The organism is Heliobacterium mobile (assembly GCF_009720735.1).
GTDB classification, from domain to species: Bacteria; Bacillota; Desulfitobacteriia; order Heliobacteriales; family Heliobacteriaceae; genus Heliobacterium; species Heliobacterium mobile.
Genome location: NZ_WNKU01000001.1, coordinates 98919 through 122937, shown reverse-complemented (window position 1 = coordinate 122937; position 24019 = coordinate 98919). Strand labels below are relative to the sequence as shown.

26 protein-coding genes are annotated in these 24019 nt (G+C 48.5%); 2 read left to right on the top strand and 24 right to left on the bottom strand.

Translation table 11 applies throughout. The features are described 5' to 3' along the window. Window position 1: 1 nt before the first annotated feature. The 8 genes from hemA to GJ688_RS00555 all read right to left on the bottom strand — a co-directional run bounded on the left by hemA (window position 2) and on the right by GJ688_RS00555 (window position 6917). Complete coding sequence (gene hemA, locus GJ688_RS00590; RefSeq protein WP_170291520.1) at window positions 2–1309, bottom strand: glutamyl-tRNA reductase; 1308 nt, start codon at window positions 1307–1309, stop codon at window positions 2–4. Beyond that, window positions 1291–1923 carry a precorrin-2 dehydrogenase/sirohydrochlorin ferrochelatase family protein gene (locus tag GJ688_RS00585; protein WP_170291519.1) on the bottom strand — a complete coding sequence of 211 codons (633 nt, stop codon included), beginning with the start codon at window positions 1921–1923 and terminating at the stop codon, window positions 1291–1293. Before GJ688_RS00585 ends, hemA begins: the two co-directional genes overlap by 19 nt. Before the next feature lie 38 nt (window positions 1924–1961). Then, complete coding sequence (ccsB, locus tag GJ688_RS00580; protein ID WP_155474916.1) at window positions 1962–2801, bottom strand: c-type cytochrome biogenesis protein CcsB; 840 nt, start codon at window positions 2799–2801, stop codon at window positions 1962–1964. A gap of 31 nt (window positions 2802–2832) precedes the next feature. Next, window positions 2833–4224, bottom strand: coding sequence for a cytochrome c biogenesis protein ResB (gene resB, locus GJ688_RS00575; RefSeq protein WP_155474593.1), 1392 nt, complete (start codon window positions 4222–4224; stop codon window positions 2833–2835). A gap of 78 nt (window positions 4225–4302) precedes the next feature. Continuing rightward, complete coding sequence (locus GJ688_RS00570; RefSeq protein WP_155474592.1) at window positions 4303–5265, bottom strand: polyprenyl synthetase family protein; 963 nt, start codon at window positions 5263–5265, stop codon at window positions 4303–4305. Window positions 5266–5362: 97 nt separating this feature from the next. Beyond that, window positions 5363–5596 carry a twin-arginine translocase TatA/TatE family subunit gene (tatA, locus tag GJ688_RS00565; RefSeq protein ID WP_155474591.1) on the bottom strand — a complete coding sequence of 78 codons (234 nt, stop codon included), beginning with the start codon at window positions 5594–5596 and terminating at the stop codon, window positions 5363–5365. Between the two features lie 20 nt (window positions 5597–5616). Beyond that, the gene (locus GJ688_RS00560; protein WP_155474590.1) at window positions 5617–6444 is read right to left on the bottom strand and encodes a formate dehydrogenase accessory protein FdhE; all 828 of its coding nucleotides are present in this window, start codon (window positions 6442–6444) and stop codon (window positions 5617–5619) included. Between the two features lie 245 nt (window positions 6445–6689). Beyond that, the gene (locus GJ688_RS00555) at window positions 6690–6917 is read right to left on the bottom strand and encodes a transcription initiation factor TFIIIB (RefSeq protein ID WP_155474589.1); all 228 of its coding nucleotides are present in this window, start codon (window positions 6915–6917) and stop codon (window positions 6690–6692) included. Window positions 6918–7094: 177 nt separating this feature from the next. Here GJ688_RS00555 and GJ688_RS00550 point away from each other — a divergent pair, with 177 nt between their 5' ends. Next, a complete protein-coding gene (locus tag GJ688_RS00550) occupies window positions 7095–7748 on the top strand; it encodes a superoxide dismutase (RefSeq protein WP_155474588.1) in 654 nt (217 codons plus the stop codon). Window positions 7749–7803: 55 nt separating this feature from the next. On the opposite strand, the gene GJ688_RS00545 is transcribed toward GJ688_RS00550, so the two are convergent. The 12 genes from GJ688_RS00545 to GJ688_RS00490 form a co-directional block, all read right to left on the bottom strand. After that, window positions 7804–8196 (bottom strand): hypothetical protein, encoded by a 393-nt coding sequence (locus GJ688_RS00545; protein ID WP_155474587.1) that lies wholly within the window; start codon window positions 8194–8196, stop codon window positions 7804–7806. A gap of 334 nt (window positions 8197–8530) precedes the next feature. Further along, window positions 8531–11143 (bottom strand): PAS domain S-box protein, encoded by a 2613-nt coding sequence (locus tag GJ688_RS00540; protein WP_155474586.1) that lies wholly within the window; start codon window positions 11141–11143, stop codon window positions 8531–8533. Window positions 11144–11307: 164 nt separating this feature from the next. Then, entirely contained in the window at window positions 11308–11931 is a 624-nt protein-coding gene (locus tag GJ688_RS00535; protein WP_155474585.1) for an acetate uptake transporter, read from the bottom strand. 194 nt (window positions 11932–12125) lie between these two features. Further along, window positions 12126–12611 carry a chemotaxis protein CheD gene (locus tag GJ688_RS00530; RefSeq protein ID WP_155474584.1) on the bottom strand — a complete coding sequence of 162 codons (486 nt, stop codon included), beginning with the start codon at window positions 12609–12611 and terminating at the stop codon, window positions 12126–12128. Beyond that, the gene (locus tag GJ688_RS00525) at window positions 12598–13290 is read right to left on the bottom strand and encodes a chemotaxis protein CheC (protein ID WP_155474583.1); all 693 of its coding nucleotides are present in this window, start codon (window positions 13288–13290) and stop codon (window positions 12598–12600) included. The genes GJ688_RS00530 and GJ688_RS00525 overlap by 14 nt, the downstream gene beginning before the upstream one ends. A gap of 12 nt (window positions 13291–13302) precedes the next feature. Next, window positions 13303–13695: a bacteriohemerythrin gene (locus GJ688_RS00520; RefSeq protein ID WP_170291518.1), complete on the bottom strand. Its 393-nt coding sequence runs from the start codon at window positions 13693–13695 to the stop codon at window positions 13303–13305. 246 nt (window positions 13696–13941) lie between these two features. Further along, window positions 13942–14691: a twin-arginine translocase subunit TatC gene (gene tatC, locus GJ688_RS00515; RefSeq protein WP_155474581.1), complete on the bottom strand. Its 750-nt coding sequence runs from the start codon at window positions 14689–14691 to the stop codon at window positions 13942–13944. Between the two features lie 15 nt (window positions 14692–14706). Beyond that, window positions 14707–15780: a cyclic dehypoxanthinyl futalosine synthase gene (gene mqnC / locus GJ688_RS00510; RefSeq protein WP_235910677.1), complete on the bottom strand. Its 1074-nt coding sequence runs from the start codon at window positions 15778–15780 to the stop codon at window positions 14707–14709. A 7-nt stretch (window positions 15781–15787) separates the two neighbouring features. Further along, window positions 15788–16636 carry a menaquinone biosynthetic enzyme MqnA/MqnD family protein gene (locus GJ688_RS00505; protein ID WP_155474579.1) on the bottom strand — a complete coding sequence of 283 codons (849 nt, stop codon included), beginning with the start codon at window positions 16634–16636 and terminating at the stop codon, window positions 15788–15790. A 1-nt stretch (window position 16637) separates the two neighbouring features. Then, window positions 16638–17741 carry an aminofutalosine synthase MqnE gene (gene mqnE, locus GJ688_RS00500; RefSeq protein WP_155474578.1) on the bottom strand — a complete coding sequence of 368 codons (1104 nt, stop codon included), beginning with the start codon at window positions 17739–17741 and terminating at the stop codon, window positions 16638–16640. Between the two features lie 72 nt (window positions 17742–17813). Continuing rightward, a complete protein-coding gene (locus tag GJ688_RS00495; protein WP_328597280.1) occupies window positions 17814–18686 on the bottom strand; it encodes a UbiA-like polyprenyltransferase in 873 nt (290 codons plus the stop codon). Window positions 18687–18886: 200 nt separating this feature from the next. Next, on the bottom strand, window positions 18887–19651 hold the full coding sequence (locus GJ688_RS00490) for a demethylmenaquinone methyltransferase (protein WP_155474577.1): 765 nt from the start codon (window positions 19649–19651) through the stop codon (window positions 18887–18889). A gap of 143 nt (window positions 19652–19794) precedes the next feature. On the opposite strand from GJ688_RS00490, the gene GJ688_RS00485 reads away from it, so the two are divergent. Beyond that, window positions 19795–19950, top strand: coding sequence for a hypothetical protein (locus GJ688_RS00485; RefSeq protein WP_155474576.1), 156 nt, complete (start codon window positions 19795–19797; stop codon window positions 19948–19950). Window positions 19951–20237: 287 nt separating this feature from the next. Here GJ688_RS00485 and GJ688_RS00480 read toward each other — a convergent pair whose 3' ends face one another. From GJ688_RS00480 to GJ688_RS00465, 4 genes are all read right to left on the bottom strand, one after another. Then, window positions 20238–20927 carry a polyprenyl synthetase family protein gene (locus tag GJ688_RS00480; protein ID WP_235910675.1) on the bottom strand — a complete coding sequence of 230 codons (690 nt, stop codon included), beginning with the start codon at window positions 20925–20927 and terminating at the stop codon, window positions 20238–20240. A 332-nt stretch (window positions 20928–21259) separates the two neighbouring features. Continuing rightward, entirely contained in the window at window positions 21260–21718 is a 459-nt protein-coding gene (locus GJ688_RS00475; protein ID WP_155474574.1) for a type II toxin-antitoxin system RatA family toxin, read from the bottom strand. Window positions 21719–21825: 107 nt separating this feature from the next. Then, on the bottom strand, window positions 21826–23067 hold the full coding sequence (locus GJ688_RS00470; protein WP_155474573.1) for an aminotransferase class III-fold pyridoxal phosphate-dependent enzyme: 1242 nt from the start codon (window positions 23065–23067) through the stop codon (window positions 21826–21828). Between the two features lie 127 nt (window positions 23068–23194). Continuing rightward, window positions 23195–23908, bottom strand: a complete 714-nt coding sequence (locus tag GJ688_RS00465) for a spore coat protein (RefSeq protein ID WP_235910637.1) — start codon at window positions 23906–23908, stop codon at window positions 23195–23197. Window positions 23909–24019: the final 111 nt, after the last annotated feature.

Genomic DNA, 24019 nt, shown 5'->3' with positions numbered 1-24019 from the left:
CTTATCTCAGATTGTTATCGTCACAGCCTTTCGGCCGCTGTCCGGCGATATCTAGGGAAAAGAGATTTTGCAAAATCTCTGAATATAAGTGACCTTCCGGGCTTGCTGCATAATGGCGTATTTGAATCACTGGATCATGCAGCAATTGTTTGACGATGGAAGAGGCCATCGCCCCGAGGGTCTTCTTATCCTTTTCGGAAAGGCTTTTCAGCTTTCCCAGCACCCGTTCGAGTTCTTTTTCCTTGATCGCGTCCCCTTTATTTCGCAAAGCAACAATCGTCGGTACAACAAACAAGGAGTTGAGCCATTTGATGAACTCATGGATCTCTTCTTCAATGATGACTTCCGCCTGGGATGCTGCTTTCTGGCGTTCGGCCAAGTTCCGGTCGACAACGCTGTTTAGGTCGTCAATATCGAATAGATGCACAGACTGTACCGTGCCGACAGCCGGTTCGATATCCCGTGGGACAGCGATATCGATGAGAAAAAGAGGACGTTCTGGCCGTTTCGCCATGACCGTCTCTACGAGATTGCGGCGAATGACATAGTGGGTAGCTGCCGTACAAGAGATGACGATGTCTGCGACTTCCATATGTTGTTCCAGCTCTGCAAAGGAAACGGCTTTACCACCGCATTTGCGAGCTAGTTCATCGGCTCGTTCGCGGGTACGGTTGGCCACAAGGACTGTAGTCACCCCGTTGGCAATCAGGTGAGTCAGGGTAAGTTCGCTCATCTTACCGGCACCCAGGATTAAAGCGGTTCGTCCTTCTAAAGAGTCGAAGACCTGCCGGGCCAATTCCACCGCCGTATAGGAGATAGAAACAGCATGCTGATCGATACCCGTCTCCGTGCGAACCCGTTTGCCTACAGTAATTGCCTGCTGAAACCAGGTGTTGATGATCCCGTTTGAAGTTCCATAGTCACAGGCCGCTTGATAGGCGCGGCGCACTTGACCAAGGATCTGCGTCTCCCCTAACACCATAGAATCCAGACCAGCAGACACCCGGAAAAGATGACGTATCGCATCATAAAGGGTGTGAGTGTAAATGCTATTGGCAAAGTCGTCTACCTGCAAGGGGCCCGAGTTGGAAAAGAATCGCTTCACAGCAGCTTGACCTTTTTCCAGATCCGTCGTCGCCGCGTAGATCTCTGTACGGTTACAGGTAGATAGAATAGCACAGCCCTCTATGCCAGGTTCCGATTTCAGTCGATGTAAAGAACTCTCCAGGATGTGTTCCGGAAAGGACAATTGTTCTCGAATTTCTACGGGTGCTGATTTATGGTTCAGCCCTACGACGAAGATAAACACTGGGCGATTCGCTCCTTCAGTCCCTGTTCGTCACCGGCCTTGATGCAATCTAACAATCCGACATCAGCCAGACGCTCGAAAATATCTTTACGCATTTCCGGATCAGAAACCTCACGAAGTACCTGTTCACGAAGGGACTTCATCACTTGAAGGTACTCGCCGTACTCCTCGCCAAATTCACGCTCCATTTTTTTACGGATGCGTTTGGCGACAGCCGGACTGGCACCGTTGGTGGAGATAGCGATGGTTAAGTCGCCTCGACGAACAACGGCAGGCACGTAGAAATTACAGAGCGGGGGAATGTCAACTGTGTTGATGAGAATATTCCGCTGGAAGCAATCGCGAGCGACCATCTCATTGACTTCAGAAACATCGGTAGCCGCGATGACAACAAAATGTCCTGCAGCATCTCCTTCCTGGTAACCCCGCAGGTAGCTGCGCAGCTTCCCTTCTTGAACCCATTCCTGAATAGCGGGAGTGACTTCGGGACTGATCACAGTCACCCGAGCCCCTACCTCAAGAAGAGATTCAATCTTCCGTTCGGCCACTTGGCCCCCACCGACGACGAGGCAAGGTTGTCCTTCCAGTCTTAACATCAATGGATACAACAGCACAGCCCCTTTCTATGCCACTAATTTATCTACTCCTTAGGCTATTTTGCATATGAATGCAATCCGCTTAAGAAGTAATTGACACCAAAAAAGGTGAACAACACAGCTAAAAATCCTATCACAGCCATCCAGGCAGCCCGATTGCCTTTCCAACCATAGGTGAAACGGGCATGGAGATAGGCTGCGTAAATCAGCCAGGTGATGAGCGACCAAGTCTCCTTCGGGTCCCAGCTCCAGTAGCGGCCCCAAGCATATTCAGCCCAAATAGCACCAGTGATGATACAAAGGGTGAGGAGCGGAAAACCAATTGCAATCAGTCGATAACCGATCTCATCCAGTTTTTCCGATGATGGCAGGAAAGCCACAACACCCCTTTGTTTTTCCCGGCTTTCCGCGCTCTTTTTCCAAAGGTACATGATGCCGACACCGAAAGAAAAAGCAAAAGCCCCGTACGAGAACATGGCTGTGATGACATGATAGGTCAGCCAGTTGGATTGCAGGGCCGGCATGAGGGGCCGGGCGGCTCTCGACGCCGGATCCATAAGCACAGCCACGTAGGCTAGAATCAACCAGGCAGTCGGAACAACAAAAGCTCCGGCAACAGGGATTTGATATTTTTTTTCGGCAAACAGATAGACTGAAGCGATACCCCAGGAAAATGCTAATAGAAATTCATAACCATTCGTTAAGGGAACATATCCAGCAACAATAGCGCGAAGGGCTAGAGCAGCCGTGTTGGCCAAGACACCGATAACGATTGAGTAATAACCGATGCGAGCAAGGGATTGGTTGCGGATCACCAAAAAGCCGATATAGAGGAAGGTTGCCAATCCATATGCTGCAAAAGTGATGTAAAACAGCAAGTTTTCTTGAGCTACCATGTCCGTCATGTCAAATCCCTCCCCTTTCCCTTCAGAGTTTATCTCTCAATTGAGTAAAATCTTGTTCAAAGGCGATTTTGTTTTTCTGGGCAAACCCTCCAAACGATAACGAGCTCTTTCCGTTATTGCCTTCTACAATGGCCCAGATGCGGCGGTGAGGCATGTAGAAGGATAATCCCAGACCGATGAGTAGGACGGCACAACCCAACCAAACGATAGCCACTCCGGGATCCCGACGGATGGTCAACCCTGTATACGGAGCATATCGTTGAAAGGTGATCTGGCCTTCACCACCGGCAAGCACTTCAGCTTTGCCTAATTCAGCAGCGCCGACGCCAATCTGTTCTTTTCCGCGGTATAGCACGTAAACCATGCGCGGGTTGTTGGGTTGGTCAGACTTCGACTGGAGGCCATATTGAGGGTCAAAATCGGGGACATACTTATAGGCCAAGACACCCAGATTTGTGCCGGGAACAGGGATGAAGTCACCTTCATTGATCGTAAAGTCATAACCTTGCGGGATTTCTTTCGATGTGACTTTCGTGGGGATGTTCGCGCCATAAAAAGACTGGTAGATCTTAAATCCTCGGAATTCAAGGGGATGGTTAACTTCGATATCCTTAGTCAGTATTTCTTGACCTTTGTCCAAGATCGTCAAACGACTGATCCAAGCCTGAATGGAGCCATCGGGACGATAGACCGTTTTGAAGTCATCGACTCGAACATCAAAATCTCCGTCTACCGTACCAAGCCCTTGCACATCTCGGATATGAAAGGTGCTGTGTACTTCAGCCGGCATCTGGCCTTCTTGGCCGGCATAGATGCCGATGACAGCACCGATGAGGATTACAAGCAAACCGATATGGGAAATCAGAGAACCCCAGATGCCAAAACGCCCCTTTTCGGCATATAGGAATGTTCTCCCCGGCTCTTGCTCTGTGAAAACGCGATAACCCTTATCCCGGCATGCATCCTTTACCTGTTGAACCACACCTTCTTCCGAAATCGCTTTGTCAGCATGAAAGGAGTGGTCCATCCGGGAGATTTCGCCGTCAGCCCTTTTAATCCGCGGATTGGAAAAAACGCGCCATAGTGAAGAAGCCCGGTTTACCGAGCAAATAAACAGATTCATCGCCAGAAGGAACAAAAGCGTTTGAAACCACCAACTGTGGTACATGTCAACGAGTCCCAAAGTGTTGTAAAGCGAATAAAGTGAACCGTATTCTTGAGGGGAACCGTTCTGAGGAATGATGGTGCCAGCGATAGAGGCTGCTGCGATGATGAGTAAGAGGAAAAGGCCCAGCTTCATAGAACTAAAAAAGTTCCATGCTTTATCGACAAATCCATCCTTATCGGGATCTTGCTGATTCAACTGTTCTTCTGGAGACTTTGAAGCCTTAAGGTCTGCATTTGATTGTACCAAGCTTCCTCACTCCTTCAACTTTCAACGTTACCTATTCTAGCATATCCCCTTACAAGGAAAAAGGATTTCCATCACGTTTTAGTACGTTCGTTTTTCAATAAATTCGGCAATAGAAGCTAAAGAATCCCGGGTTGGCACCGGCGGCAGGCGCTTTAACTCGTCTTTTGCTTTCTCAAGGTAGCGACGAGCAATTTTTTGGCTGCGATCGATCGCTCCAGAATTTTTTATGATCTCAATCGCTTGTCCGACTTCTTCTTGGGACTTGTCCCGCTTAGCTACTAACAGACGCAACAGGGGATCTTTCGTCTCCCAAAGGGCTTCCAGGATCGGTAAAGTGATGATGCCCTGTCGCAGGTCTGAACCGACAGGCTTGCCAAGTTCTGCTTCGTCGGCTGTCAAATCGAGAATGTCATCGGTTACCTGAAAGGCCATACCGAGATGATGACCATACATTTTCAGCGCCCGTACGATCGAAGGATCGGCTTTAACTGCCATTGCGCCTAACTGGCACGATGCAGAAATGAGAAGAGCTGTTTTCCGCTTGATACGGAACAGATAGTCCCGGAAGGTTTGGTTTACATCAAAGGTGCCAGACATCTGTTGGATCTCACCTTTACACATCTCCACAGAGACCTTGGCTAACACCTCTGAAATCTTATCATCGTTCAGTTCGGCGATGAGCAACAGGGAACGGGCAAAAAGATGATCGCCTGTATGGATTGAAATGCGGTTTCCCCAGCGCGCTTTTACCGTTGGGATTCCTCGCCGTGTCTTCGATTCATCGACCACATCGTCATGAACTAAGGAAGCCATGTGAATCATCTCCATGGCTACCGCCAATGGCAATAGGCGCTCAAGAGAGTAATTGTGAAACCTGCCAGCCAGCAATACAAAGGCCGGCCTCAGTCGTTTTCCTCCTGCATGAAGCAAGTGGCTGGACGCAGCGGTCAACGTCGGCAGCGAAGTATCGGCATATTTGGCCAGTTCGGCTTCCACTTTGGCCAAGTCGTTTTGAATATCTTGAAAAAGACGAGACTGCATGAAGTCACCTGCTTCAAAGTTGTGTTGTCATCAAAAGGATGATGAATCTTCGTCGAATGAATAAAGACACGCCCATGAGACGTGCCCTTACCAAAGGTCAGTTGTCCTTTGAAGGAGCATTCCCCTGATCTGGGGAGTCTCCCGATGCTGTTGGTTTTTCTGACACCTTTTCTTCTGCTTTGCTGGCGCTCGTGGCACTCTTAAATTCATTGATGCTTTTTCCTAGAGCCTTTCCTACGTCTGGAAGCTTTCCAGGTCCAAAGATCAACAGGGCTACGACGAGGATAAGTAGAAGTTCCGGTATGCCGATCGTAGACAAAAAACCAAACATGATGCTCCTCCTCGAGCGCCCTAGTTAAGAATAGGCCCGATTCTTTCATTAAGATAGCCCTTTTTTCGCGCGATTATGTCCAGCATGAGCGTATCAAACTCATCAAGAACGGAAAGGTTGATAAAAGCTTGACGACTATCAACAGTCTTAACGTATCCCTGGCATCGTTGGCAAATATGTATCTGCCATCCTGGGTACTCTTCGGTCGATAGATAATCTAATTTTTCTGGTTCCTTATTTCCACAGTGGGGACAAGCCAAGCGCTCATATTCCCACATACTCTGGCAATGAATACAAACGAGATGGCGGCCCTCTTCGTCCCCAGACAATCGTGATAAGTCGGAAAAGCGACCACAGATCGGACAATAGGGCCTTTGCCAATGGGTCAAGTCTAGACGAGAAGCATATTCCCGGGCAAAAGCGACGAGAAACGGACGAACAGCTTGATTGACCAAAAAATGGTACAATTCCTGACTCACAGCAGCATCTTGAGCGAGTGAACGAAAGTAAACGTTTTCATCGATAGCCCCTTTAAATGCTAAAACAGCTAGATCCACTTGCTTCAGATGAATCTTTATCCGGTCGATCTGCTTTTCTAACAATGGCCGTTGGACCCTTACGGTTGCCAACATCTCATCGAGTAGATCAGAAAATTGGTTTTCAGCGATAGTAAAGGCCACCAGATCCAACAAGGGTTGTCCTGTTACGACAGCCAATCGAATACTAGCGCAAGGAATGTCTACGGGAGTTATGCTCACGTGCCGGTACCGGTCACGAACTGCCCGAAGTTCCCGGACAAAGGTAACCAAGTCCTCCGGCAAACCGGTCATCAGGTGTTGCAACACCACCGCCACGCTCCTTTTACGATATTATCGCATAATGTGTCAGTGGTGTAAAGAAAGAGAAACCTCAACGAGTCGTCGGGAGCTTAAGCGAATACCGAGCCTGTCCATCTTCCTGACCACGGTTTATTATGATTTATATGTTCAAATGTAAAAAAAATGCACGAATTTCGAACAAAATTCAGCTAATAAAACCAGCTTATTTCTGGACGTCAGAATCTCTGACGTACTTGCTCAACCTGGCAAGGGTTTTAGTCAGCCGGTTCTAATTGCTCAAAATCAGAACAGTTAGATTTAAACTTGTGTGGCTTTACAACGCGAAGTCGAAGGATGAGTCCGCAGTTCGAACAGACATCGGCCACGACAGGAGAACCAAAGGAGAAAAAATTTTCGACAGGCATCAAACTGGCATACCCTTTGAAGATCCCCTGACCAATATCCGTCGAACCGCAATCAGGGCATCGGGTAAGATGCTTCATAAACACCCCTCCTTAAAAGCTCCCAAAAGTCTCTCTGCATTGTTCTTGCAATTTTTTGAGGTTACTATTCGTCACTTTGAGGGAGATTCCTCCAGAAGAAAAATTTAGTCCGTATACGTCTTAAGACCTGTTAATAGGTTGTAGCAGCGTACCCAAAAAGTCGGGAGGTTTGCTACCATGCAATATTTTACGGTTCCCCCCGGTCAACACCAGTTGCCGCCGCTCAGCTACCCATATAATGCCCTAGAGCCAGTCATTAGCGAGAATACATTGAGGATTCACCATGACCAACACCACAAATCCTACGTGGAAGGCTTGAACCGAGCAGAGTTGAAGCTCGTGGAAGCGAGGCAGAAAAAGGATTTTTCTTTAGTCAAACAGTGGGAACGTGAACTGGCCTTTCATGGTTCCGGTCATATCCTACATAGCGTCTATTGGACAATCATGACGTCACCCGGAAGGGGCGGCCAACCGGGGACGCACACACAAAATCAGATAAACAAGTATTTTGGCAGTTTTACCGCCTTTGTAGAGCAACTGACCCAAGGAACTGTCAATGTGGAAGCCTCAGGTTGGGGCATCCTTGTATGGCAGCCCGCTTGGCGGCGATTGGAGATTCTGACAGCGGAAAAACATCAAAACTTAACTCAATGGGGGGCTATCCCTATACTCGTTATCGATGTCTGGGAGCATGCTTATTACCTCGATTATCAGAATCGTCGAGCCGAATATGTAAAAGCCTTTTGGAATCTGATCAACTGGGCTGAAGTGGAAAGCCGTCTTCTCTACGCCATGCAAGGCCAGCTGCCCCTTCTCACTTCAACCTATTGATAAAGGCTCATGATAAAACAAACCCGCCCGGTATCATCATGATTCAGGCGGGTTTTTATTGATCTTTATAAGTCAGCTGACATTTTTGCGGTAGTTCCAAGGCCTCCAGAATGATCTCGTAGGCATAGCGACTTAATCCCCAATCTCGGCATATTTCGTCGTCGGAGTACTTTGTTCGCCACTTAGCCAGCAGTTCCCGCTGCCGGAGATAACCCATTCGGTCGAATTCATCAAAAGATACCAATTGATCGTATAAGGAGTAAACGATCAATGCCCCTGCTTGACGATATTGGCGTTTCTCCTTTGGAGATAGTCGGTCAGAGGGAAAGACCATGCGGCCGACTCGACCGAGTCGTGAAGCACGACCTCGCACTCCATTAGCAGCGACCTTTTTCTCCCGTTGATCTCGCATAAAGATTTTTTCAATGTCCCTTTCCAATGTGGACATGTTGATAACCCCTTTATACTATTGATATTAGTATATATATGCTACATTTACCGTTAATTGTCCCTTTTAAATTTCAATTTCATGGATTTGGGACTATATGCCCATTAGTCCGAATTATACATGGATTTTAAAAATTAAAACACCCTTTTCGCAACGGAAGAAAGGGTGTAAATATTTATGGAATTATATTACACACATATTCAAGATCTCAGCAAAAACAGTTTGTCATTTTCGCTAATAGTCTTGGCTTTTTAGCAAACAAGCTTCAACAGCTTCACTCTACCATATGAACAAGTTGTGAATACTGCAGAGAAAAAAGACAAATCATAATGTCTTAAACCCCCGGAGAAAACCTCACATAAAAGGTAGTCCCGTCACTTCCCGTTTCAAAATTTATCTTCGCCTTGTGCCTGTCGGCGATGCTGTAACTGACAGCTAATCCCAATCCAGTCCCATTATCTTTGTTCGTCACAAAAGGCGTTCCGATCTTATCTTGAATCTCTCGGGCGATTCCCCGGCCTTGATCTTTGACTTCAAGCACAACCTTTCCGTCGACATCAACATACGTCTGTAGGAACAATTTTTTTCGATCTTCCATCGCATCAAATCCGTTTTTCACTAGGTTGAGAAGTAATTGGGTAATTTCCTTCTCGTCTGCAAGAATCGTCGGAATTTGACCCAGTTTAATGTCAATCTCTTTATTTTCGTTTAAAGCTTGAGCCAGAAGCAGTGGAGATAATTTATTTAAAATCTTATTTAGGTCTTTTTCTATAAGATTATCAGACTGCTTCTTCGATAAGGAAAGGAATTCGGTAATAATGGAATTGGCTCGATCCAGTTCGGTGATCATCAATTCAAAATAGGGTTCATCGCGACTATATTCCTTTTTCCGCTGCATCAACTGGAGAAACCCGCGGACCGTCTGCATGGGATTGCGAACTTCGTGCCCAATACCGCTGGCCAACTGTCCAATCAAATTTAACCGATCTAAGCGTGAAAATTCTTGTTGGAATCGTTTTAGTTCTGACATATCGTTTGTCACCGTCAGAATGTGCTTTTTCCCATTTATAGTTATGATTTCGGTGGATACGAGCCCTGTAAAAATACCCGATTTGACAAAAAAGTTACATTCCCTGTTTTTCGCCAGGGTTTCTCCACGCATAAAAGCTTGAATCTCACTATTTTCTTCCCAGATTCCCAATTCTTCCGGTCTCAGACCCACTACCTCTGTTCTTGAAAAACCAGTGACTCGTTCAAAGGTACGGTTCACATCTACATATCTTCCGCTATCCAGTTCTCTAATTGACATCACACTCGGACTCATAGCAAAAGCCTTGGAAAAACGTTCTTCCGATAAGCGAAGTTCCGTCTCTGCTTTTTTTCGCTTAAGCACCTCCCACATGCCGCCTACTAAGACTGTTAAAAAATCGATGTCACTACTGTCATACTCCCCCGCCTTGTTGGCTACGACAACCTGCATAACAATCTTATCCTCTTCAAAGATCGGGACGGAAAGCACTCGTTTTAGACACACATGCCCTTGGGGTAACCTTTTTGTTGTTGAAAAAGCGTTATAGTCGTTGATGATCAAGGCTCTCCGCTTACGAATTACCTCAGTCCAAATACCGCCAGTTTCAATGGAATGCGTTTGAGCTTTCTTCGAAATAGCACAAGTCTTCGCAAAGATAGACCAGGAAAAGGTTTGCATCTTTGTGTCCCTTTCATTAGCAAAGCCAATATACCCGATTTCACTTCCTGTCAAGGTAAGTGCATCGTCGAGAACGCTTCTGCCGATATGCTCAATTTTCTCCTTACTCATTCGACTGATTTTTAATAGGGCTTGAAGACGAGCTTCATTTCTACGTATTTTCTGTTCATTGCGTACCCTTTCGGTGATGTCCCGAGAAAAAACGGTCAGCCCTTCTTTCGAGGGATAGGCAGTGATTTCAGACCATCTTCCGGTATGACCGTTTTGCTCCTCAAATCGAACTGCTTCGTTTTGTTGGAAAGCCTTTACGTACTCAGAGTAAGTCTTTTCATTGCAGGCATCGGGACAGGCTTCCCATAACCGTTTTTCGAGCAGTTTGGCTTTGGGGATCGACCACATTCGTTCCGTCTCTTTGTTTACATAGGTAAACTTCCACTCGCGATCGAGAGTAAAAAAACCCTCATTGATGCTGTTCAGGATTCGATCCAGTCGTTCGTGCGATTCGGTCAGTTCATCTCTAACCTTCTTCGTATCACTTATGTTTCTCCCCACTATATAGAGCAGCCTTTTGCTCCTATTCGGCATTGAATTCCATGAAAACCACAGGTATTCACCGGTGGAGGTTCGATAACGATTCTCAAAATTCGTGCTTGGAATTCCTACGATCATGAAATGATAGGCTTCTTTGGTCTTTTCAAAATCAGCGGGATGGAGCAGGAGAGCAAAATCCTTTATGTTCGAGAATCTTTTTTCTTCTACCCTGAGCAGCCTACTTAAAATCCCGTTGCTTTCTACGATGTTTCCCTCGAAGTCTAAAATCATAAAGACGTCCAAGGAAAGGTTGAAAAACTGATTGATGATCTCTTCTTTTTCTTTTCGGACGGAAATATCTCGGGCATAACTGACCACCGCTGTAATGGCTCTTTCCGGAGAGAAGACGGGTTGAAGAATATATTCATAGTATCTAGGGCCATTGACCGTAAAAAAGATCGTCTCGTCCTTGATCGCTTTTCCATTATCAAAAACGTTCCTCAGATTTTGGTCAAAAGGCTCCATAACGACCTCGGGAAACCTTAATTCTCTCCAGGATTTCCCGATGAAGTCATCCGGTTGTAAACCGCAGGCTTCTGCACCAGCAAGGTTGGCATAGAGATATTTCCCTTCCGAGTTATATGCAAAAATATGCTGCGGAGAATTATCTACCATCTGCTCGGCGGAGACAAAATGAAATTTGTCCATCTCTTCTATCCCTCAACAATAAAAGTGTCTATAGAAGCATTATATTATTAAATAAATGAAGATTCTGTCGATCGCTGTCAACAATCGATGATAATTTTTAAAAGACAAAAATGACCACACTGCAAATTTGTGCAAATGTGGCCTTTTAGATAATGCCCAATCGGTTAGCGGGCACCCTTTTTGATGAAACCCATAGGTCCACCGATGGGAAGAATGGTACGTCCGAAAAAGTTGTTCAAGAAGATGGCACCGCAACCATAGAAACCAAGCAAGGAGATGAAGAATTCCGACCAGCCGGCTACCGGATGGAGGTCGACAATCTTAAAGGATGTGAGAGCAAGCGAGAGAAGGAGCACATTGATCAAGACGAGAATCGCAGCAAAGACTTTGTTCGTTTCAAATGCGGCGACCATGATAAAGAGGGAAAAGATAAAGTACCCCAGAAAAGCCCAGCCGAGTTGGACTGTGCTAAAAGCGGCTTGAAACTCTGGACCGAGCCAGCCGAGGGTGATGGACCAGGACATGGCCACACCAAACCAGAATAATCCGTAGGTGGTTAAGACCGTCGCACCGAAATAGTTGTTCTTTTTGAAGTCAAAGATGCCGGCGATCACTTGCGCGATCGCCCCTAGGAAGACCGCCCAAGGTACAAGGCCGGAAACACCACTGGTCCAACCAAGTTTCTGGGTAGACGCCACAAAGGTGACCATGGCCAGACCAAAAACACCTAGCGCCGTAGGGTCGGCAACGGTGATTTTTGCTTCAACCTGTTTCAAATCGTTTGCCAAGTTACTTGCTCCTTCTTTCACAATTTCCACGTTAGATTGTAAAGGAAATGTGGTTTAAGCACAATGGTTATTTTCGTTTTTCCTTATGATAGTTTTTCAATCTAGCGATCCGTGAACTGCTTATTTCTCTCTTTCATTGAATCCTCCATAAAGAAAAGAAGGGACTCTCTCCAAACGGTGAGAATCCCCTCTTGTTAAATCTGTTTAGCAGGCTTTGATACGGCCCGGATTTCTAAAATACCTGTTTGGCTGAACAATTCGATCGTACGGCCATAATTCCCTCCCGTATCTTCTGCAATCAGAGGGATCCGCAACTTCATCAATTCCGCTTTGCAAGCTTCCACGTTTCTTGCACCGATGCTCAACGTATCCATCTTTCCTTCAAAGCTGAACATCTGAGCACCGCCGGCCATCTTCGCTTTTAATCGCGACCGGTTTGCCCCTGCCTTGATCAACATATCGACCAACTCAGGCACTCCGGTATCGGCGAACTTCGCTTTTTTGAAATCGCCTTTGCGTGCTACCTCTGAGGAGGGCAGCATCACGTGTACCATACCGGCGACCTTATTCGATTCATCATAGAGTGTGAGGCCGACACAAGATCCGAGTCCCAAGGTGGTGATGGAATCTGGGGCCTTGCAAATGTTCGAGTCGGCGATACCCACTTTAATTACTGCCATACCGATGAACTCCTAAGGCAATAAAAATTTTTTCAAAGGATTCCGGATCGGGCAACAGAAAGATATGACCCGACTTGCCCTTTCCACCTTTGTCCATATTTTCGCCCTTGTTTTTTTCCGTGTCAGCGGCGATATCGTCCGTTCCAGTCTCTTCTTCCGTATGTATTTCTGCATCAATCATAATCGCCCAATCGCCGCTGCGTCCGATCTCCATCAATCCAAAGCTGAGCATCGCGCCAGCCATATCGATAGCCAGAGATGGCACATTTGTCTGCAATTCAAAACCGGTAAAATCAGCCAAAGCAGTCAGATAGGAGCCTGCTAAGATATTGCCGATCTCCTGCAGCACCGATAGGGCCAGATCGGAAAGTTGACCATCACCAGTCTTGCCAGTCAGATCGTCAACCAGACCCTTAGCGTTATCTTCACCGATGACAAAGAGCATGTTGCCGGAGATATCCCCATCGATGCGTGAGAAAACCGTAGCCACGATGTTCTCCGCGCCGCCTACGTATTCGGTAATTTCATTGAACTGCATAGGGATGACGCGGGATACCTTCATATCCACTTTCTTTTGTAACAGTGTCGATAAGGCCGTCGCAGCGTTTCCGGCACCGATATTGCTGATTTCCCGAAGCACGTCGAGGTGAAAAGCATCCATGTCTTTCAGGTCGTTCATAAAGAACCCCCGTCAAATAATTTGCTCGCCGATGCGTTTGTCTTTGATTTTAATATGGTTGACGATCCATTGGAGAAAAAGCTCTTGCAACGCTTCCAGCTTCTCCTGCGTGAGTTCTTTCTTTTGCAAACTTTTGTTGGCATCATAGATGATGTTGATGAAAGAGGAGTGTTCCTCTCGATGGCTCTTAAACTCATCATAGCCGTTTCGGATCATGATCAGCTCCTCAGCACCGAAATGCTGAATCGTATAGCCGATCAAGTAATTGATGGTTTCCTCAATTTTCGCCATATCTCTTGATTCGACAGCTTTGGTAAAGCCTTTTACCCGTTCGACTAACTTCTTATGCTGGTCATCGATGATGCCGATCCCGATAAGCAGATCATCTGTCCATTCCACTTTCATCGGCAGGCCCCTCTCTGCTCTCACGTGTATTTCTGCAATGAAACGATCTATTTCTGATTATATCACAAAATTATCACGATTTAGATATAAAGACATTCGCTTCCGCTTATAAAATTACCTTCTCTTCAGATAGAACCGGCAGATATTAAAGCGATTAATATATTGAACAAAAAATATTCCCTTCCCTGGCTAGGAAGACAAAACGCAGAAAAAACCGCTCTCTATAGTGAAAGCGGCTTTGACCTTCTATTGCATATCTTGACTTTCTATGGACTGTTCTTCCGTTGTTTTTTTCGGTTGGATGAAACGAGCTACCCAAATACTAATCTCGTAGAGTAGGTACATAGGCCCTGCCATGAGCGTTTGAGAGACCACGTCAGGAGTCGGTGTAAACACGGCAGCGACCACGAACATGATCAACAGGGCATGTTTTCGATACTTTTTAAGGAAGTGATGGTCAATGATGCCGATACGGACAAGGAACATGATGACCAGGGGAAGCTGAAAAATAAGTCCGAAAGGCAGAATAAACCAGAGGGCGAAGGATAAGTATTCGCTGATGGAGATCATAGGGGTGAAATCGCCAAAGGTGATCAAAAAAGTAACCGCAATGGGATAGACCACATAAAAGGCGAAAAGGATCCCGGTCACCAGAAGAAACACCGAGAAGGGTAAGACGATGTATACCCATTTGCGTTCATTCGGGTATAAGGCAGGTACGATAAAAGACCAGATCTTCCAGAATATCAGCGGGGCAGCAACGATAAGACCCGCAAAAAAGGATATCTTGACGGACGTGAAAAAGCCTTCAGCCGGACGTAAAATGACTGGTTTAATCCCCAAGTCGGTTAAGGGTTTGGTGATGAGTGCAATGAGGTCTTGGTTCCAATAGTAGGTGATCATGGTCCCTGCCAATGCAAAAGCAAGAGACCAGATGAGCACTCCGCGCAATTCTTCCAGGTGCTCCATCAAAGGCATCGTTTTCTCATCCGTCATGCGACCTGCGCCTCCCTAGAACTCCCGAAGAATGCGATATAAAGTATCCCGTTGAACCGGTACTTTTCCCGTCTCACCGATGCACCGGACGATCTCGTCTAGGGGCACCCGGTTAACGACACCGGCAGCCCGGACAACGTTTTCTTCCAGCATAGTTCCCCCAAAATCGTTAGCCCCAAATTGTAGTGCCACCTGGGCCATTTTGGCGCCTTGGGTCACCCATGACGCTTGAATGTTAGGAACATTATCCAACATCAACCGGGAAAGGGCAAGGGTTTTTACGTATTCGACACCGGTCGAGGCACTCCCTCCCAAGGCCGTGTTGGCCGGTTGAAAGCTCCAAGGGATAAAAGCGGTAAACCCGCCTGTCTCATCTTGGGCTTCCCGGACCCGGATCATGTGCATGATTCGTTCCTCCGGTGTTTCCACGGAACCATACATCATGGTGGCTGTCGTTTTTAACCCTTGCCGGTGAGCCGCCTGCATCACGTCCATCCAGAGGCGCCAGCCGATTTTTCTCGGACTGATGTAATGGCGGACCCGATCATCGAGGATTTCGGCACCGCCGCCAGGGATCGAATCGAGACCAGCCTCATGGAGGCGGGCAATGACTCCGTCTATCGTCAGTCCACTTTTTTCGGCGATATGAGCGATCTCAGGCGGTGAAAAGGAATGGATATGGATATGGAACCTACCTTTGATGGCTTGTAGGAGGTCTTCGTAATACTCGATGCCCAGTTCAGGGTGAATGCCTCCCTGCATCAAGATCTGCGTACCGCCGACGGCAACCGTTTCTTCGATTTTTTGGAAAATCGCTTCTTTCGGCAGGACATAACCTTCCGGATGGCCTGGGGACCGGTAAAAGGCACAAAAGCGGCAACCGGTCGTACAGATGTTGGTGTAATTGATATTTCGGTCGATGACAAAGGTGACCCGATTCTCAGGATGCAGTCGGGTGCTGATTTCCCGCGCGACGGCTCCCAATGGAAGCAGTTCTGCCTCATGGAAAAGCACCAAGCCATCTTCCAGGGTCAACCGCTGACCTTGCAACGCTTTTTGAAGGGCTGCCTTCCAATTTGATGTCATCATTGTCACCTCAGACTTCACCCCAGACCTGCAGCTTGACGGGAGCCGGAAGAATCCCCAGGCGAGCCGCCTCGGCAAAATAGGTTTCAGCTGCTTTCCGGTACAAATCATCTAAGTCATAGCGGATCAGGTGGAAATAATCATCAAGCACAGGCAGAGGAAGGCTGTAGCGGCGAGAGGCTTCGGCGAGTACTTCTTGAGCATGACTATCGGCCCAGGCCCGGGCTTGACGAAAAGCTTGGGCCACTTGATCGATCTCCCGATCATAGCGCCGCACATAATCATCGCGGATCGCCCATAGAGCGTAGACCATGGGCAAGCCGGTCATTTCTTTCCAGACTTGGCCGAGATCGATGACATTTTCGATGGCCAGATGATTCAACAGACCCGATTTTGCATCCTCGGCAGCTTGGAGCGCGTCGTCACCGATCAGCAGCGCCGCCGGGTATTCCGTCAACATCGGTTCCAGTTCCGGTGCCGCCGGTCGTAAGGTGCACCGGATACCGTAATGTCGTTCCAACAGGATCTGTAGCAGCACCACAGATGTTGCCGACGATGTCGTCACCGCGATGGTTTCACCGTTGAGTTCTTTGACAGGTTTTCGGGTAAAAAGCAGTATTGAAGCGACGGGACCGTCAGCGCTGATCGACACATCGGGCAGCACCCAGCCGGCTTGGGGCTGACGGGCATAGGCGATAGAGGAAATGGGAGTGATGTCCAATTCACCGGCTATGAACTTTTGATTCAAAAGAGCCGGCACTCCCCGGATCGTTTCGGCTGCCAGCGGGACTGCTCCCGATTCGAAAGCATAATAGATCGGCAATACGTTTAAGTAATCGACTCGTCCCAACCGCAACATATTAAAACTCCCTGCGAACAACGTTATATAGGGTGTCTCGTTCCAGCGGTATCCGACCGGCTGCCCGGATCATAGAAACCAGCTCTTGGCGGGTCATAACCATGCCCGATTCAGCTCCGGCGGCATGGGTGATCTTTTCTTCCACCACAGTTCCATCGATATCATCGACACCGAAGGAGAGAGATACCTGCGAAAGTTTGGGGCCGACCATGATCCAGAATGCTTTGATATGATCAAAGTTGTCCAGCATCAAGCGGGCCATAGCGAGACATTTTAAGTCATCGTAGCCGGTCGTGCGAGACAATCCCTCCCCTTCCATTTCCGTATTCTTCGGGTGGAAGGCCAAAGGGATGAAGGCTTGGAAGCCTCCCGACTTATCTTGTTGTTCCCGAAGACCGATGAGGTGATCGACTCGCTCCTCAATCGTCTCGATATGGCCGTAAAGCATGGTGGCGTTCGTTTTCAGACCCGTTTTGTGAGCTTCTCCATGAATTTCAAGCCACCGTTCACCAGATATCTTTTTCGGACAAATCTTATCACGTACGCGAGCACTGAAGATCTCCGCGCCGCCTCCCGGCAGAGAACCGAGGCCGGCATTCATTAGGATTTCTAAGACTTCCCGAACCGGTTTTCCCGTCTGCTGGGTGAAATAGTCGATCTCCACCGCAGTGAACGCCTGGATATGGGTATCAGGATTGATTTCTCGGATCCGTTGTAACATCTCCACTTGAAATTCAAAAGGCACATCCGGATGGAGGCCGCCGACGATGTGGATTTCGGAAGGTTTGCTCGCCAAAGAGCCGCGGACTTTTTCCTCGATCTCTTTAAGCGTCATTAAATAGGCTTGTTCTGTCCCCTTGTCCACACCGAAGGCGCATAGTTTGCAGCGGTTGACACAGACGTTCGTGGGGTTGATGTGGCGGTTATTGATAAAGTACACATTGTCGCCGTTTTTCCGTTTACGCACCATATCGGCTAGATATCCGATCGTCAATAGATCCTGCGATTGGAAAAGACGGATTCCGTCTTCTCGAGAGAGCCGTTCCCCAGCCTGGACTTTAGGGATCAAGTCAGCCAAGGGGCTATGGGTGAAGAGTTCGTCCATGTTGGATTTCCCCCTTATGTTTTTTTGGTAATTACATCCTCCGGCTAAGAGCGAAAATAAAATATTGAGCGGTTACAAAATTATGTCTAATAAGGTAAAAACAAACATAACGACGGATATATAGCCGTTCATGGCGAAAAAGGCAGCGTCGAGCTTGCTCAGGTCTGTCGGGGACACGAGAGAATGCTCATAGATGAGGAGCCCTGCCGATACGATGACGCCGATGTAGTACCATAAGCCCATTCCTAAGAGATAGCCCGTTAAGACTAAAAAGACAGCGGCGAGGACATGCAAGAGTTTGGAGATATTCAGTGACTGGGTGATACCGAAACGGGCTGGAATGGAATTGAGGCCCTGGGAGCGGTCAAAATCCACATCCTGACAGGCGTAGATGATATCGAATCCGGCTGACCAGGTTAAGACAGCAAGACCGAGGACGATCACAGGCCAGTCGACAGTGCCATTGATGCCGATCCAAGCACCGATCGGCGCTGCCGCCAGGGACATGCCGAGGACGATATGGCAGGCCCAGGTAAAGCGCTTTGTATAAGAATAGAGCGTCAAGAGGAAAACCGCCAGCGGCGAAAGGTACAAGGCTAATTTGCTGAGCATGGCTGCCGAGAGAAGCAGCAAACCGAAACTGATCGCGATATAGACGGATGCTTCCGACGGTCTGATAATTCCTTTGGCCATAGCCCGATTCGCTGTACGAGGATTTTTGCGGTCGATATGGCGGTCGATCAGCCGGTTTAGCGTCATGGCTGCCGTGCGAGCGCCGACCATGGCCATGGTAATCCAGAACAAAGGACCCCAATCTGGTATCCGCACCTGTGCCAAAAATGCGCCGATATAAGCGAAGGGTAAGGCGAAGATGGTATGCTCAAACTTGATCATTTCCATGAAGGTGCCTACGCGGCCGATGGCGCCTGTCGATGATTTCGGCAAGGGATTCCCTCCTACGTACTGGCGAGGCCAAAGTCAGCCCGGCGCTGGGCCATACCCGCCTCTTGAATATGTGGTTCTCCTAGGGTTACATGCGGATGTCTCTTTCGCAAGGATATTGTGACTTATCTCGGTGACCATAGCTTCCCCGGTTTCTTTTTTCGGAACGCAAGAAAATCCGGAGAAATCGTCCCTAGAAACTATCAGGACGACTCTCCGGTATGGGATGGGGATATCGGATTGGCAGGTTTGTACCCTACGTGAATGGCGGCAGCACCGCCAAAAAGGTTGTAGTACCGTACATTGATGAGTCCGATATCTCGAAAAACCTGAGCCAGTTCTTCCTGGGACAAAAAGGCTTGCGTCGAACGAGCCAACCAGGCATACGGTCCTTGCCGCCCTGCCGCCATCTTGTCCAACATAGGGATAAAGTGGTCCACATAAAGACCATGGAGGAGACGAAGTCCCGTTGAAACCGGTTTGCTTGTTTCCAAACAGACAACAGTGCCACCGGGGCGAATGACCCGAGTCATCTCACGCAGAGCCTGACGATAATCGGGAACATTGCGCAGACCAAAACCGACAGTCGCCGCGTCAAAACGATTGTCCTCGAAGGGAAGTTCCATGGCATTTCCCTGGATAAACTCAATTTGAGGCTCTAACAAGCGCTGACGCTGTTTTTCCCGGGCCACTTCCAGCATGTCGTGATTAAAATCCAAGGCGACCACATGACCTCTGCGACCTACCCGTTCAGCCAGTGCTTGAGCTAGTTCACCGGTTCCACAGCAAACATCTAAGGCTGTACCCCCGATGCCTACTGCCGAGTAATAGGCTGTTTTTCTGCGCCAGCGGCGATCTGAATTGAACGTAAACACTTGATTGATCAAGTCATAACGGGAAGCAATCGTGGAAAAGGTTGATTGTATATATCGTTCCTTCTCCTCTGCGGAATGGAACTCATCGGGCATCTTGATGATAGCACCACCTTCTCTTCCGTTATTTTATCCGAGATTCCTTATTTATTCAATCATTTGACCTGTTCTTGCTAACATCCTGTCATCCACATCTATCCACAAGCGACTTGGACATACTAACCTAGGAGGTGATAAACATGCCTGACACACCCTATATCCCAGGAAAACAACAACCGCGCCCCGGTGGCGATAGGATTTCCGATTTCTTTCACGGCGGGGACTTAGATTCCGGTCGAAATGTTGACGCCTCCGAGTTTACCACGACAGCGGCCCCGCCAAAATCAAAGTCGTAATGATAAAGGAGATGGCAACTTGTCAGACGATAAAAAGAAAGCCACGTCCGTCAATCCGAAGTCTATAGGCACCGACACCAAGACGGACAAACACTCCACGACCACTGATACCGCTACAAAAGTTCGCAGCTAATCCAGACTAACCAAGCAGACTTCTGTTTAGACAGGAAGCTACTCCGACAGGGGGTAGCTTTTTCGTCAAAAAGACAGAAATTGAAATAGCCGCCCAGACAAACAAGTGATTGTCACTGGGCGGCCCACGAAGCCGGCATTTTCATATTGGATTATCATACGACGACAGCACGGGGACTCGGAGCGATCCCTATCGATTTCACATCGATAGACAAATTGAAGGACTCGTTCCGATTCTTCCCGTAGATTTGCGTCAACATCACTTTACATGCTTCTGACATGGCACCTTGGGGAAGCTGCTCTAGAGCGTCCAAGGCTTCTTCCATCCACACTTTCATCTGTTCCGCAGAAGCAGGTACCATGCGGCTTCCCGTCAACATGCCGACAGCTCGTCCCAACTGTTCCAAAGCCATCAATTGGGACGTAGAAGCGCCACAAAGCTCCCCGGCGATGCGGCAGGACATCGATGGCAGGCTCGCGAATTCCAATTCGCGAGTCGCCAGGATATGCTCTTCCGTAGCAAAACCGGTTTCGACAAATTCCTTTCGGATCACACCGCCTTCATGAATTTGGCAGATCGTGCGAGACAAGGGAGTCAAATATGCCAACAAGCCTCCTTGACTGAGAAGGCTGAATACATGGGCATAGAAAAGGTCCCCTACCAGTACCGAAAAGGGAATCGTAGTTTTCTCCAGCGATAATTGGTTTTTTCCTTCATCCGGTATCAAACGGTGAATATCTGTGGCCGCTTGGATAAACTGGACGATACCCGCCAGATAGTTTACTTGCCGATTTGTTCCCCCGAGCATACGAGCTGTAAGCAGAACCAGGATGGCCGGAAACATTTTATGCACGTTATAAGTCCCCCAACCTACATAGCGTAGGTGCTGTTTGGACGTAAGCGGCATTTTCTCTTCTAAAAGTGCCCGAACTCGACAGAGTTCAGGTAAGATAGATTCCCACATTCTCCAGGACATCATGAAAACACCCCTTTCCGGCCGGCAGCGTTATTATAATTCTAGCACACCTCTCAAATTCCTGCTCTAGTGAATGTCTGGGTATAAAAAAAAAAGAAAGCCTAATATTTTCTTAAGCTTTGTAAGGCTTTCGTCGATACTTTTTTCCACGACAAAAGGGATTTGGTGTAAAAATAAAAAACTCTATCGGAGATTTTCCGTTAATATCGTCGTTTCTGGGAACTGCCGGATTCCACTTTTTCCTTAATCGCAGCCAACATGGCCTGGCTGTTTTCCCGGACTTTCTTCTTTAGCACTGGATGTAGAATAGGCGCCAGCATCGGCATGCCTAAGTCGAAATCGACGGTGAGCACTGCTTGACAGCCACCTCTTTCGCGGCGAAAGAACCATTCCCCTTCAAAGCGTTTCACATCTCCGGCGATCTGTCGATAGCGGATCTTCCCTTCCGCGGGATAGAATTCGTCCCGCTCCTTCCAGCAAAAAGATTTTCCATCCACTTCGGTCACCCAATCGGTCACCGTGTATCCGTCGCCTTGCTCGATCACCTTGACGGAGCGAACATCCTCCATAAACCGGGGATACTCTTCCATTCGGCTCGCCAGCTCAAATACTTCTTCCGGGCTGCCATCGATCCAAAGGCTCACTTCCACCGAAGGCATGGCTCCCCCTCCTCTGCTTCAAAGACTCCACAGGACGCCCACAAATCTAAAAAAGTCGAGCCGCTAACCTTATCCGCTATGTAATCAGCTATGAAGCTCATCAGTGTTTACAGTTCTTCAATGATCTCATTCGCCTCGGCAACGGCAGCTTCCAATACATCAAGTACCCGATCGATATCTTCATCGGCCACATTCAAGGGTGGTTCCAGGCGGACGACCCGGGGATTGTTCAAGGCATAGCCGACGATGATCTGATTTTCCACCATACGGCCGATCACTACCCCTCCAACGCCCTCCTTCACAAATTCAATGCCGATGAGCAGGCCTCGCCCGCGAACATCGGCGATGACCTGGGGGTACCTTTCGGCCAGTTTTTGCAGACGCTGCATGATCCGCAGGCCTTTTTCCCGAGCCTGCCCGGCCAAATTCTCTTCCATCATCACTTCAATCGCCGCGATCGCCGCGGCGCAAGCCAAGGGACTGCCTCCGAATGTACTTGTATGGATCCAGGGGTTCTCCAGCATGGGCTGCCAGACAGAGGGCCGGCTAAGGATTGCACCGATGGGCATGATACCGCCACCGAGGGCTTTCGCCAGGCAAAGAATATCTGGAACTACCTCTTCCTCTTGACAGGCAAACCATTTTCCCGTTCGACCCATGCCGGTTTGTACTTCATCTAAGATCAAGAGTACGCCGTAATCGTCGCAAATTTCTCTCACTTCGCTCAAGTAACCTGCCGGTGGTACCACAACGCCCCCTTCGCCTTGCAGCGGCTCCAGGATAAAGGCGGCCACATCTCGGTCCTCTTCCAGAATATGTACTAAGGCCGTTACTTCTCCATAAGGGATATGTTTGACTCGCGGTAAAAGAGGTTCAAAAGGTTCCCGAAAGGGTTCCCGTCCCGATAGGCTCAACGAACCTAATGTTTTACCGTGAAAACCGTTTATCGTCCCGACGAGCCCGCTTTTCCCCGTCGACAGCCGGGCCACTTTCATGGCGGCTTCCACCGCCTCAGTGCCGGAGTTACAGAAAAAACAGTACTGCAGATCACCCGGCGTCAGTTGGGCCAGCATCTGAGCGAGTCGTGCCGTCGGTTCATCGAGCAGGTACCGTGCAGTCTGCCCCATTACACCCAGTTGGGAGATGACGGCGTCGACGACCCGACGATGGCGGTGACCTAAACTGACCGTTCCGAAGTTGCCCAGAAAGTCGAGGAAGGTTCGCCCTTGATCATCCATCACATAGGATCCTTCCGCTTTACGGGCCGTCGAGGCCATCCCCATCAGACGATACAAACGAGCTATAGACGGATTGATGTGCTCTTCATACAACTCCACCACAGACTTCATCGCTCACTCCCCCTCGCAAGTCCCTTTATTTTACTGAATTAAACTGGCGCTCACAAGGAGAGAAAGGTCGAATAAAAAGAGCCTGGATTCCCCTGTAAAGGGTTCCAGGCTCTTCGGCTCGGTAAGCTTATTGCATTTGCATGCCGCCCTGAGGGGCTTGATAGGTGTTGACCATCGTTTGGGTGGTGTTGTCTGCCAGGGTGGGTACTTGGTACATACCCCGTTGGTTCATATATTGGAACATCTCGTAGGCTTGGTTGATGCTCGACTGGCTGCAGCTGACCATCATATTGCGCAGGGTAGGATCGGCGCATTCCAAGGCAGCTTGCGTGCACATAATGGCACTGGATTTGGCGCAACCAAGCATACAGGAAGCCACGTCGCGATCATCCATTTGGTTCATCGACGTGTTCGGCATTTGCGGCGAAGGATTACGCAGGCCATAAGCGGGGCTTCCGCTGCGAGGCGCCCGGTAGGGAACGGCATGGGCTGTACCGCGGTTGTGCATGAAGTTCACGATGTTCTGATAGCCGCTTTGCATATGCTGTAGTTGATTGTCGAGGATGTTAGCCAGTTGCGAATCTTTTACATGTTGACGATACAATTCAAAATTGTTGATCGTATCGATCGTATGAGTCAGCACCTCATGAACCATCAAGATCTCATGGGCACCTTGCTTTTGATTTTGGTTTTGTCCGCCTGTTCTCATCGCAGTCGCCATCGTGTTCATTCCTCCCATACCCATCATACCAGCCTGCCCGCCAAAATTACGACCATACGGGGTCAGCGGAGAGCCGTACATCGATTGATTTTGTCCACCAAAATTCTGCATTTGCGGCATTTTTGCATTACCTCCTCTGGGATTCCCGAATATAAGAATCCCCCGAGCGTTGTGAAGTCATGCAAAATACTTAGCCCTTTTCAAAACTTTTGTCGCTGTCCCCTTTCTCTG

Coding starts and splice junctions, on each gene's coding strand:
- ccsB (WP_155474916.1), bottom strand. CDS start 2,801: ATGGTAGCTCAAGAAAACTTGCTGTTTTACATCACTTTTGCAGCATAT.
- GJ688_RS00570 (WP_155474592.1), bottom strand. CDS start 5,265: ATGCAGTCTCGTCTTTTTCAAGATATTCAAAACGACTTGGCCAAAGTG.
- tatA (WP_155474591.1), bottom strand. CDS start 5,596: ATGTTTGGTTTTTTGTCTACGATCGGCATACCGGAACTTCTACTTATC.
- GJ688_RS00555 (WP_155474589.1), bottom strand. CDS start 6,917: ATGAAGCATCTTACCCGATGCCCTGATTGCGGTTCGACGGATATTGGT.
- GJ688_RS00550 (WP_155474588.1), top strand. CDS start 7,095: ATGCAATATTTTACGGTTCCCCCCGGTCAACACCAGTTGCCGCCGCTC.
- GJ688_RS00545 (WP_155474587.1), bottom strand. CDS start 8,196: ATGTCCACATTGGAAAGGGACATTGAAAAAATCTTTATGCGAGATCAA.
- GJ688_RS00540 (WP_155474586.1), bottom strand. CDS start 11,143: ATGGACAAATTTCATTTTGTCTCCGCCGAGCAGATGGTAGATAATTCT.
- GJ688_RS00530 (WP_155474584.1), bottom strand. CDS start 12,611: ATGGCAGTAATTAAAGTGGGTATCGCCGACTCGAACATTTGCAAGGCC.
- GJ688_RS00525 (WP_155474583.1), bottom strand. CDS start 13,290: ATGAACGACCTGAAAGACATGGATGCTTTTCACCTCGACGTGCTTCGG.
- GJ688_RS00520 (WP_170291518.1), bottom strand. CDS start 13,695: ATGAAAGTGGAATGGACAGATGATCTGCTTATCGGGATCGGCATCATC.
- tatC (WP_155474581.1), bottom strand. CDS start 14,691: ATGACGGATGAGAAAACGATGCCTTTGATGGAGCACCTGGAAGAATTG.
- mqnC (WP_235910677.1), bottom strand. CDS start 15,780: ATGATGACATCAAATTGGAAGGCAGCCCTTCAAAAAGCGTTGCAAGGT.
- GJ688_RS00505 (WP_155474579.1), bottom strand. CDS start 16,636: ATGTTGCGGTTGGGACGAGTCGATTACTTAAACGTATTGCCGATCTAT.
- mqnE (WP_155474578.1), bottom strand. CDS start 17,741: ATGGACGAACTCTTCACCCATAGCCCCTTGGCTGACTTGATCCCTAAA.
- GJ688_RS00490 (WP_155474577.1), bottom strand. CDS start 19,651: ATGCCCGATGAGTTCCATTCCGCAGAGGAGAAGGAACGATATATACAA.
- GJ688_RS00485 (WP_155474576.1), top strand. CDS start 19,795: ATGCCTGACACACCCTATATCCCAGGAAAACAACAACCGCGCCCCGGT.
- GJ688_RS00480 (WP_235910675.1), bottom strand. CDS start 20,927: ATGTTTCCGGCCATCCTGGTTCTGCTTACAGCTCGTATGCTCGGGGGA.
- GJ688_RS00475 (WP_155474574.1), bottom strand. CDS start 21,718: ATGCCTTCGGTGGAAGTGAGCCTTTGGATCGATGGCAGCCCGGAAGAA.
- GJ688_RS00470 (WP_155474573.1), bottom strand. CDS start 23,067: ATGAAGTCTGTGGTGGAGTTGTATGAAGAGCACATCAATCCGTCTATA.
- GJ688_RS00465 (WP_235910637.1), bottom strand. CDS start 23,908: ATGCCGCAAATGCAGAATTTTGGTGGACAAAATCAATCGATGTACGGC.